This window comes from Streptomyces sp. NPDC107559 (assembly GCF_055657365.1).
The window spans coordinates 1-1,785 of sequence record NZ_JBVKBD010000058.1 but is presented as its reverse complement, the minus strand read 5'-3'; the positions used below and the strand labels follow the sequence as shown (position 1 = coordinate 1,785).

Genomic DNA, 1,785 nt, shown 5'->3' with positions numbered 1-1,785 from the left:
GGTCAGGAAAGCAGAAAGTGCCTCTGACCAGCAATGCCGGTGATTTAGGGCGTTTTCGCAGGTGAGGGCCGGTGTTCGGGGTTCCGTGTGACCTTGAGTGTGTAGCTGACGTGGCTGGGAGGGCGGGGCTCGTCCCGGCGTTTGGCTTCGAAGGTGTTCCTCGGTGGCTTCTTCAGTCGTTGGCAGCGGCGGTCGCGGCGTGAGGGCAGGAGGTCGTTGAGGAGTTCCCGGACGACTTCGGCTCGGGCTGCGCGCAGGACCTGCGGGCTCGCCGCGGTCTGTCCGGCGGTCTTGAGCCGGGCGAGCTGCACGGTGGTGGTGAAGGAGATCCGGTCGGGATCGACCTCACCTTGTTCGGCTGCGTGGACTTTGAGCGCGCATAGTGCCTGGTAGACGGTGAGGAGTGCGTAGATCTCCTGGCAGATGAGCTCGGGGGTCTTGGAACGCAGGATGAAGCCGGCGCCCCGCAGGCGGTTTTTGAGCTCGGCGAAGCCGTTCTCGATCTCCCAGCGTTGGTGGTAGAGGTGGGCCAACTGCCGTGCGGGCGCTTGCCGGTGGTCGAGCAGGCTGGTCGCCAGGCGGAACTTCTCCACGTGGGGCGGCCCGTGCTGGGGCCGGACGGTGACGGTGTAGTCGATGATGCGCACGAGGTGTCCTTGGGGCAGCCCTGTCGGGTTGCGGCCGTGGAAGCGGGCGTTGCCCAGGCGCTGACCCTCGGCGGGGGTGGGCATGACGGACACGTACGAGCCGTCGGGCAGCACCCACAGCGGTGGCAGGACGAGGTTCTTCTTGATCCGCCAGGCGAGGTGGCTGCCGGTCGCTTCGACCAGGCCCCACAGTTCATGGCCGGCGAAGTTGCGGTCGGCCAGCAGCAGCATGCCTGGCCGCAGGGAGGCGAGCAGGCGTCGGGCGAGCTTGTGCTCGCTGAATTCGGCGATCGAGTCGAAGGCCGCGTCGATGAGGGCGTGGGTGCCGCACTCGATCAGTGACATCAGTCTGACCTGCGGGTTTCCGCTCTTGTTGGTGCCGTCGCGGCCGGTGAATCCGAACGCGGCGGCATTCTCGGCGGTGTCCGGTACGTCCAGCGCGGTGCCGTCCCAGGCGACCAGCCGCAGGCCGAAGGCGAACGCTCCCGGGGTCGCGGGTGTCGCTTGGGCGCCGCACCGGCGTTCGAAGAGTGCATGGAACGGCTTGTCTCCCAGGCGCTGGCGGGCCCTGGTGAGGGCCGAACTGGTGGGCAGGCGCTGGACGAGGCCGCCCGGCAGGTGCCGCAGTTTCTCGGTCAGGGCCCGCAGGACCACCCGGTATCCCGGCGGCCCGGTGCTGTCGGAGCTGCTGAACAAGCACAGAGCCAAGACGAAGTAGACCACCGCGCGGGCTGGCAGAAGCCTGCGGCGGCGCTCGGCCCTTCCAGTCAACTCCAGTACCTCGTCGACCGCTTCGGGGGTGATCTCCTCAGTGAGTACGCCGAGCCGGATCCGGTCGCCGAACTGCGGCTCCAACCGCCTTCGCGGCCTTCGAGGAGACACCGGACGAATCGTCGACGCGACGATGGGGGCAGCAGCGATGGCAGACTGAACGCCCAACGGGGCTCCCTTGCAGACAGTCGGATCTTGGTCGATCTTCTGTCCTACCGGGAGCCCCGTTGCCATGTCCCGAGATCATCTGGCGCATCATCAGATCGGGGTGGATCTCCCCATTCACCCCAAGGGCCTATCCACCCAAAACCGCCACCAGCATGGCGTCCCACCTGCACCGTTGCCCTAAATCACCGGCATTGCTCTG

Annotated in this window: 1 protein-coding gene; it reads right to left on the bottom strand. The window is 67.1% G+C overall.

What is annotated here, in order from left to right:
* Nucleotides 1-44 precede the first annotated feature (44 nt).
* Entirely contained in the window at nucleotides 45-1,529 is a 1,485-nt protein-coding gene (locus tag ACZ7OY_RS44585; RefSeq protein WP_472251221.1) for an IS4 family transposase, read from the bottom strand.
* Between the last annotated feature and the right edge of the window lie 256 nt (nucleotides 1,530-1,785).